At 41.3% G+C, this 8,809-nt stretch carries 10 protein-coding genes; all 10 read right to left on the bottom strand.

What is annotated here, in order from left to right; translation table 11 throughout:
- Nucleotides 1-249: 249 nt before the first annotated feature.
- The 10 genes from FWE23_02470 to surE all read right to left on the bottom strand — a co-directional run bounded on the left by FWE23_02470 (nucleotide 250) and on the right by surE (nucleotide 8,763).
- Nucleotides 250-864 carry a hypothetical protein gene (locus FWE23_02470; protein ID MCL2844300.1) on the bottom strand — a complete coding sequence of 205 codons (615 nt, stop codon included), beginning with the start codon at nucleotides 862-864 and terminating at the stop codon, nucleotides 250-252.
- A 153-nt stretch (nucleotides 865-1,017) separates the two neighbouring features.
- Nucleotides 1,018-1,212, bottom strand: a complete 195-nt coding sequence (locus tag FWE23_02465) for a hypothetical protein (GenBank protein ID MCL2844299.1) — start codon at nucleotides 1,210-1,212, stop codon at nucleotides 1,018-1,020.
- 60 nt (nucleotides 1,213-1,272) lie between these two features.
- Nucleotides 1,273-1,428 (bottom strand): hypothetical protein, encoded by a 156-nt coding sequence (locus tag FWE23_02460; GenBank protein ID MCL2844298.1) that lies wholly within the window; start codon nucleotides 1,426-1,428, stop codon nucleotides 1,273-1,275.
- A gap of 99 nt (nucleotides 1,429-1,527) precedes the next feature.
- The gene (locus FWE23_02455; GenBank protein MCL2844297.1) at nucleotides 1,528-2,199 is read right to left on the bottom strand and encodes a TIGR00730 family Rossman fold protein; all 672 of its coding nucleotides are present in this window, start codon (nucleotides 2,197-2,199) and stop codon (nucleotides 1,528-1,530) included.
- Nucleotides 2,200-2,216: 17 nt separating this feature from the next.
- Nucleotides 2,217-4,889, bottom strand: coding sequence for a DNA gyrase subunit A (gene gyrA, locus FWE23_02450; protein ID MCL2844296.1), 2,673 nt, complete (start codon nucleotides 4,887-4,889; stop codon nucleotides 2,217-2,219).
- Between the two features lie 32 nt (nucleotides 4,890-4,921).
- The gene (locus FWE23_02445) at nucleotides 4,922-5,650 is read right to left on the bottom strand and encodes a Fic family protein (GenBank protein ID MCL2844295.1); all 729 of its coding nucleotides are present in this window, start codon (nucleotides 5,648-5,650) and stop codon (nucleotides 4,922-4,924) included.
- Between the two features lie 19 nt (nucleotides 5,651-5,669).
- A complete protein-coding gene (locus FWE23_02440) occupies nucleotides 5,670-7,187 on the bottom strand; it encodes an AAA family ATPase (protein ID MCL2844294.1) in 1,518 nt (505 codons plus the stop codon).
- Complete coding sequence (locus tag FWE23_02435) at nucleotides 7,184-7,390, bottom strand: hypothetical protein (GenBank protein MCL2844293.1); 207 nt, start codon at nucleotides 7,388-7,390, stop codon at nucleotides 7,184-7,186. The genes FWE23_02440 and FWE23_02435 overlap by 4 nt, the downstream gene beginning before the upstream one ends.
- A 42-nt stretch (nucleotides 7,391-7,432) precedes the next feature.
- On the bottom strand, nucleotides 7,433-7,975 hold the full coding sequence (locus FWE23_02430) for an ORF6N domain-containing protein (GenBank protein MCL2844292.1): 543 nt from the start codon (nucleotides 7,973-7,975) through the stop codon (nucleotides 7,433-7,435).
- Nucleotides 7,972-8,763, bottom strand: coding sequence for a 5'/3'-nucleotidase SurE (gene surE, locus FWE23_02425; protein MCL2844291.1), 792 nt, complete (start codon nucleotides 8,761-8,763; stop codon nucleotides 7,972-7,974). The genes FWE23_02430 and surE overlap by 4 nt, the downstream gene beginning before the upstream one ends.
- Nucleotides 8,764-8,809: the final 46 nt, after the last annotated feature.

Here is an 8,809-nt window from a genome sequence, read left to right as displayed (position 1 = left end):
GTACTAAGAGAGAGAGAGAGAGAGAGAGAGAGAGAGAGAGAGAGAGAGAGAGTAATTTCGACCACGCTCCTCTGTCAAGGGAATTTTCATATTTGTGATAATTTTGTTCATTTTTCTCCCATTTGTTAGATTTAGGTGATTTTACGTGGAAAATACTATTTGTTTACAGCAAAGTGGGGTGGAAAAATTGTTTTGGGTGAAAATTGACAAAAAAAAAGACATCGAGAAATCTCGATGTCTTTTTGTAAATCAGCGTCTGCCGTATGAAACCGATGCGTCGTCGTTTCTTGCTTCTTCGACTTGCGGAGTTGCTTTTGGCGCTTCCGTTTTCGGTTGTTGCGGTTGCTCTTCTCTATCCGCTTCCGATTTTGGCAACTCTTGTTGTTTTATCGGCGCGTTGGCGGGTCTTTCCTGCTTTTGAACACCCTGATTTTGAGCAGGTGCTGTTCTTTCGCTGTAAACCTTTGGCTTGCCATTGTTGTTTCCACCCTGCTGTTGTGGCTTCGGGCGATTTGCTAACTGCGCGTTCGTCTCTTTCAACGGCTGTGCGTTAGATACTATCTTATCAAATTTTTTCTCGGGCGCACTCGGTTGCTGCTGTTTGTTTTGATTGGGATTTGCCTGTTGCTGTTGCGCGGGACGATTATTGTTTTGATTTACACGGTTATCCTGCTGCGGATTTTTGTTTTTGTTCTGGTTCTGGTTTTGATTTCCGTGTTTTTTTCCGTGATTATGCACGGGATTTTGATTGTGCGGCTTGTGTTTCTGACCGTTCTGAATTTGTGTGATTTTCACCAAGGTTGTCAACTGAAGAATTATCGATAATCCTACAAGCGCAATAACTACAACTAAAATTAGTTCCATTTTTACTCCAAAGTAATTTTTCTCTTTTTCAATGATGTTTTCATCTGTAAATTATATCAGCAAGTTGCTTTTTGTTCCTAAAAACATCACAATAAACAAAAAGCACGTACTTAACGCTTAAAAAACACTCTTTTCAAAGAACTGATATAAATTTTATTTTTTATTTTTGCTTTCGTCGCCTTTAGGCTCTTCGGGGTCGTAAAGCGTATCCAATTTTTTCAAAAGCACTCTTGTTCTAGCGAGCGTCCTTGTTATTACGATTGTCTTCGACCAAATAAAAAACAAAATCAACACAGAGAAGAAAAATACAACAACCCAAATCAATCTTATTACATCTGCGGTTTCCATATTTTTAGCCTCCTTTTAGTGGGGAATATACTAAATTGCAACATCAAAGCGCAAGTTTTTTTAGCTTACAGAGAAAAAACGCGACGAACTCCCGCCTTTTGCCACAGGAATATGCACCGCTTTTCCGCATTTCGGGCAATTTCCGTAATAATACGGACGCTCAACAGGGCGATACAGCCGCGTATATACGCCGCAACAATCGAAACGCACACCCAAATACGGGCGCCTTGCAGAACCTTGTTCGCTCGGCAAGGCGCCTGTTTTTTTACGTTTCCTGTGTTCCGAATCGTAAACATCCATAAGCATAACAAAAAATTAAAAGTTTGTCGCCGATGTGCGTTTTTTGTTAAACTCGTTAATTATACGAATCGCCTCGTTCGGGTCGTCGGTCAAATGCATCAATTTCGGGTCGTCGGGGCAGATATACTTGTTGTCTTTAAGCATCACCTTTTCAACCCAATCCATCATTCCGCCCCAAAAATCTTTGCCGAGCAGAACTATCGGAACTTTCTGCGACTTGTTTGTCTGAACAAGCGTCAATACTTCAAATAATTCGTCGAGCGTTCCAAATCCTCCGGGACAAACAACTATCGCCGAAGAATAACGCAAAAACATAACTTTTCTCACAAAAAAGTAATGAAAATCCAATTTTATATTTTGATAAGGGTTTGGAAACTGCTCCATCGGAAGATTTATGTTCAAGCCGATTGCTTTCCCGTCTTTTACCTCGCGCGCGCCGATATGCGCCGCTTCCATAATACCGGGTCCGCCGCCTGTAATTACTCCATAGCCGTTTTCTGCGCACAATCTGCCCATTTCAATCGCCTGCTTAAAATATCGGTCGTCCGCCGGTGTTCTCGCCGAGCCGAAAACCGACACGCAAGGTCCGACATTCGACATTGATTGAATTCCATCTACAAATTCAGAAATTACTCTGAACATTCTCCACGTTTCGCTTGACGCGTTGCTTGGAATTTGTGTTACCATTTCTCACTCCTTTTTTATTAGTCCTCGGTATCCGTTTCTTCTTCCACTTCTATTTCTTCGGGGTCAGCGTCTTCCAACAAATCTTCGGGATTTGCCTGAGGAAGCTCGCTCGTTTCGATTTCGTCGTCGTCGTCGCTGTTTCCGCAATCGCTTACGTCGATTACTTTGTCGCCGTCGTCCAAATTCATAAGCCTTACGCCTTGGGTGTTTCGTCCGATAACGTTTATTTTTGCAACGGAAACGCGAATAATTATTCCGTTTTTGGTGATTATCAACAAATCGTCGCCGTCGTCGGGGTTCATAATATTTATTACTTTTCCGTTGCGCTCGCTCGTTTTTATGTTGATAATCCCTTTTCCGCCGCGGTTTGTAATTCGATATTCGCTCAAAAGCGTGCGTTTTCCGTAGCCGTTTTCGGTTACCGTAAGGATTTTTTCGTCGTCGGCTTTTGCTTTCACCATTCCGATAACTTCGTCGCCATCGCGCAGTCTAATTCCGCGAACCCCGTGCGTATTTCGTCCTACCGCTCTTGCTTTTTCGACTGGGAAGCGCACCGCATTTCCGTCTGCCGAAGCGATAACCAAGTTGTCGTCCGTTTCACACAAAACCGCGCTCACCAATTTTTCGTCGTCGTCCAGCTTCATAGAGTTTAAGCCGTTTCTGCGCAAATTAGCGTATTTATCGAGCGATTGACGGTTCACAATTCCCTTTTGCGTAGCCTGAACAATAAACAGATTTTCGCTGTTCTCAAAATTTTCTTTTGAGACAATAACCTGAGAAGCGATTTTTTCGCCACTTTCCTGCAAGCCTTCAATTACGTTTACAATCGGACGACCTTTCGCCGTTCTGTCGCCTTCGGGCAATTCCCAAACCTTAATTCCGTAGCAACGCCCCTTATCCGTGAAGAACATAATCGTATCGTGAGCCGAGGCAACAAAAAGATTTTCTACAAAATCACTGTCTTTGGAAGTCATTCCTTTTAGTCCGCGACCGCCGCGACCCTGCGTTTTGTAGGTGTCCGCGGCAGTTCGTTTTATGTAGCCCGCGCGAGTCATTGTAATCACCATTTCTTCGTCGGGTATCATATCTTCGATGTCAATATCGCCCGCCGCGTCAACAATAATCGAGCGCCTTTCGTCTCCGTATTTTTTGATGATGTCGTCCAAATCTTCGTTGATAATTGCAACTTTTCTTTCGCGCTTTGCCAGAATATCCATCAAATCCGCAATCTTTTCGAGCAAGTCCTTCTTCTCGTTTTCGAGTTCAAGCTTGTTCATTTTGGTAAGTAATCCCAAACGCATATCGGTAATCGCTTTTGACTGAATTTCCGACAGCGAAAATCTGCTTTGTAAAGTAGTTCTTGCCGCCGCTTCGTCGTCGCTTCCTCGAATAATTTTTATAACTTCGTCGGTGTTGTCGGAAGCGATAATAAGTCCGTCCACAATATGAGCGCGGGCGTTTGCCTTGTTCAAATCAAACTGCGTTTTGCGGGTAATTACGTCCAAGCGGTGGTCGATATAATATTCAATAAGTTGCTTAAGATTAAGCAAACGCGGACGACCGTCCACAAGCGCCAAGTTCAAAATTCCGAAACTGGATTGAAGCGGCGACATTTTATACAGCTGATTAAGGACAACCTCGGCATAATCGTCTCTCTTTACGTGAACGATAATTTTTACTCCGATTTTGCCGGCGCTGTTCTTTTTCTTGCCGCTGCCCTCTTCGTCAATATCCGACGATTCGTCTTCGATGTCGGCAATTCCCGAAATCCCGTTTTCTTTATCTGCCGCCAACTCTTCCATTTTCTTTACAAGATTGTCTTTGCTGAGCATATACGGAATTTCGGTAATAATAATTTTTCCGCCCTGACCGCTACTGTCGGTATCGACAATTTCGGCTTTTGCGCGCATAAGAATTTTCCCGCGACCTGTTTTGTAGGCATCCACCGCGCCGTGTCTTCCGTAAATAAGTCCTCCCGTCGGAAAATCGGGGGCGGGAATGTATTTTATCAATTCGTCGGTTTCTATTTCGGGATTTTCCAATGTCGCTTTAATTCCGTTAACGATTTCTCTTAAATTGTGCGGAGGCATATTGGTCGCCATTCCGACCGCAATTCCCGAAGAACCGTTCACCAACAAAAACGGAATTCTCGACGGCAAAACCGATGGTTCGTCCTTATCTTCGGAAAAGTTTTTTGCCATATCTACAACATTTTTGTTAATATCGACAAGCATTTCGTCCGCAAATTTGTCTAATTTACACTCCGTATAACGATATGACGCAGGATCGTCGCCGTCAATCGAGCCATTACCACCCTGAAAGTCAATCGCGCAATATCGCAAAGACCACGGTTGCGACAAACGCACAAGCGCGTGATAAATTGACATATCGCCGTGCGGGTGATAATCACCCATTACCGCACCAACAACTTTTGCGCACTTAACTTTGGCAGACGCCGACGACGTCCAGCCGTTTTCGTGCATACTATACAAAATTCGTCTGTGTACGGGCTTAAGTCCGTCGCGCACATCGGGCAACGCTCTCGCCGTAATCACGCTCATAGCGTAGTCAAGCATCGAATGCTTCATTTCTTCTTCCAAGAGAACAGGCGAAACAATTCCGTCCGCGTCAACCTGCGAAACAACTTCTGTTTCTACCTCTTCAATTTTGTCTTCTTCGTTTTCGCTCATTTATATAAACTCCTTACTTTTTTATTTCTTTTTTAATTCACCAATTCGGAATAAAAATACCTAACCCACTCGCGATAAACATCTTGCGCCGAAAGGCACGTATCAATCAAATATTCCCGCGCTCTGTCAAACTCCGCAAGCCCGCGATAATAATACCTTTTGTATTGGTCTTCAATAATAAACGGCACAATATTATGCTTCAAACACTCGCGAAACATCACCAATCGCCCAACTCGCCCGTTCCCGTCCTGAAACGGGTGAATTTTTTCAAATCGCCAGTGGTATTCCACAATATTTTCTATAGTTTTTTCTTTCAAATTCAAATACCATTCGTTCAATTTGCACATTTCTTCTTCAACATTTTGCGGCAAAGTTGTTTCAATTCCGCCGACTTCGTTCGGTATTTTTTTCCAATCTCCCAACGCAAACCATTCCGAATTCGCCTGCGCAGTTGCATTTTTCAAAATCCTGTGAAACTCCTTAATAATCTCATTCGATAAGTCTTCGTCAATACTTTCCAACATATAATCAAACGCCACAAAATGGTTAGCCGTTTCAATAATATCATCAATCGGAAGCGCGCCATCGCCCTGAAATCCAACGGTTTTCGTCTCAAAAATATATCGCGTTTCCTCTTCCGAAATCTTGCTTCCCTCAATTCTGTTTGAATTGTAGCACAAATTAACCTGCGTTTTGTGGTACAAGCCGCCCGGCATTTTCGCCTGCTTTTCGGCGAGGATTTTGGAGAGGATGGCGGTCATTTTATTTTGTCTCCTTCTTTCATAAATCTGGTGAAAATTTTTTAGTTACACTAATTATAAAACTTTGCAATTCTGTAAAATATGCTTGTCCATCAGGTGTATTAACAAAACTACCCCAGCAAATTTCAAGCGCTTCTCTTTTGTTTGTTCCAACAGATAATTCATTCATTTTCTCAAATAAACAATGACAATTGCTATCGTTTATATGATACCTCAAACTTGTATTAGGATTTAATTTTTCGTATTCATCTGTTAAGAATCTCTCAGGCGGAAAATCAGAATAAAGAAAGTGTAAACATTCGTCTTCTGAAAACCGTGAATCACTTCTCATATCCCCATCTAAAACACAGGCATATCCAGTTTTCACCTTTTTAAATTTGTATGTATTTTTGTGAGATTGAAAACAATTATAAGTTTTATCGGCACTTCCAACAATTATCACATTGACAAGTTCTGAAAAATTCGGGTTTCCCACATCTTGAATTTTTGACACCGCTTTTTCTATAATAAATTTAGCGGTATCGTCTTCACAAAACAAATCTACTAATGGGTATGATTCAGAGTCCATCCTAGACAAAGCAGAGTTTATACTAATGTTTGAAATTGTTTTAAATTCGCCATTATACGATTTATCTATAAACACTCTCGCCTTATCTGGAACAGATGAAAGGATAGACGGGGAATGAGTTGTAATAACAAACTGTTTATTATCCTCTTTCGCTATGTGATATATTACTTGCATCAGCCTTCTTTGCACTTTTGGATGAAGTCCAATCTCTATTTCGTCGATTAAAATCAAAGAATTTCTATCGGCTTCGACCAAATCTATTATTATATTAGACAAAACTTCTTCCCCGCTTGCCGCATTATAACTCGAATATTCATTTGAATTAGTGTATTTATACACATCTTTATCAACATAACTCACTACTCTATTAAGCGTAAATTTTTCTTCTAAAACATAAGACATATATTTCTGCATTCTAACTGCATTATTATCAGATATATTAGACAATTGAGCATTTTTGGCTCGCCAATACACCGCATTACCAAAATTCCTTGCTGGCAAAATCCTATCCATATCAACAAAAACAACCTGCCTATCCTTAAATTGGGTTTCTTTTTTACCTATCCCATTCCATTTCTTAGTTGTGTGCTTTCTTTGCCCTCTTTTTCTATCAGGTTGCTTATCACCTAATTTGTAAGTAATATAATAAGTCCAGTCCTCTTGTTGTTTATCGTGCCTTGTAAATAACATTAAATCACTCCAAGTATGCCTTCTATATTTTCCGTTTTTCACATCTTGCTTCTTAAATTCTATATGACTACAAGCCAAAGCCATTAAAATAGTCGATTTTCCCGAACGATTAGTTCCTGATACAACAGAAATAGGGTGGTGAAATTCAATTTTCAAATCTGTTATATGTCTAAATGACATAAATTCTATTGACTTTACAAATTTAGGAAAATTACTAGCAATTGACAAATCGAGACTATCAATAAAATACTTATCTGAATTGGGATTTATATCGCTCATATCATTACCCCCTTTCCTCCTTTTATCATTTCACCAAAAATTGCGCCATAAGTCGGAACAAGTGCTGCATCACCAAGCCCCCACTCAATACCTTTTCTTGCAATGCGCATTTCATCATCGGTCAATTTTCTGCCCAATCTTTCCATCGACTCTGCTTGCACATCTTCTTCGGTAATCTGAAAAATGATATTATCCTTTCTCATTACTTTTCCTTTTTTTCAATTCGCTAAACAACCGTCAACTGCCTAAGAGTTTCTTTTTCTCGTAATTCTATGCTTGAAACTCATAACCGCCAAGTTTATTTCAAATGTTATTTCATCTTCCGCCACGCTCAGCGAATCACCTAAAATATCGGAAATGATTTCACCGCTTCTTTTAGCAAGTGGCTCTTTTTCCTCTTTTGTTGTTGTCTTCGTTAATTCACCGACAGTCCGTGTCAATTCGCGAATTTTTGCGAACGTTTCAATTATCGCCAAGGTTGTTTGTGTCGCTTTTTCACTTTTTAGAATTGTTGCAAGCATATACAACCCTTTTTCGGTAAATGCTTTAACTGGGGCTGACGAATGCTTCAGCGCTTCGAACCGGTCGAAATTTTCGACCAGTTCGCTTTTTTCGGCATCATTTGCAATGATCATGTATCCGTTAGGGAACTTATCGGGATTGTTTTTTACGGCTTCGTTAATCCGCTTAGTTTCGACACCATACAAAATAGCGACATCGCTATCCACCAAAACTTTTGTTCCTTGGATTTCTACAATTTTTGCATCCACGTCAATTAATGCGCTCATTTTTCTGTTCCCTTGTAAGTTAATTTAAGTTTTTCCAATTCCAAATCATCTGTCGCATCTAACAAAAGCGGAGTGATTGTCGAATATCCTGCGAAATTTGCCGCTATGTCGTAGGTTTCGTGGCAATTCTCTCTTTCCGCCATTCCGTCCTCGTTGGCGCGGAGGCGGATTTTTCCACCCACTTCGCCGTCTTCGAGAATGTATGTGTCCTTGTAGTACGCCAGACTTTGACGAACGATTTTCATTCCCTTAACCTCATTTACGGGAGTATCGGGAAAATTTACGTTGTAAATTGTTTTACCGGCTTTGTCCAAAAAGCCCGCTTCACGCAGTTTTTCAAAAACTTCGAGAGAAAGATTTCCGTATTGCGCCATATTTTCTTTTTGACCCGAATGAAGCGAAAATGCAACCGCGGGGACACGCCAAAAGCCCGCTTCACGCGCCACCGCGCAAGTCCCCGAATAAAAATTGGCTATTCCGATATTTTCACCCGCATTTATCCCCGAAATTACAAAATCGGGCTTTTGCGGCATAAGGTGCGCAAATGCCACTTTAACGCAATCCGACGGCGAACCATCTACAGAAAAGCACGGCACGTCGTCGGCGCGCTCAATTTTTCTGTAATTAAGAGGAGAGCCGAAAGTAAACGAGTGGCTTTTTCCGCTCTGTTCGGTTTCGGGAGCAACGACAAGCACATCGTATTTCTCCTTAAAAGCACAGATTAACGCCTCAATTCCCGATGCAAAATATCCATCGTCGTTAGAAATAAGCATTGTCGGTTTTTTCAAATTCGTCCTCCGTTTTTGGGCGTATGCAATACGCCCCTACAATTTT

The organism is Chitinivibrionia bacterium (genome assembly GCA_009779925.1).
Lineage (GTDB): Bacteria > Fibrobacterota > Chitinivibrionia > Chitinivibrionales > Chitinivibrionaceae > WRFX01.
The sequence above is the reverse complement of the archived record's forward strand: the minus strand, read 5'-3'. Positions and strand labels throughout refer to the sequence as shown.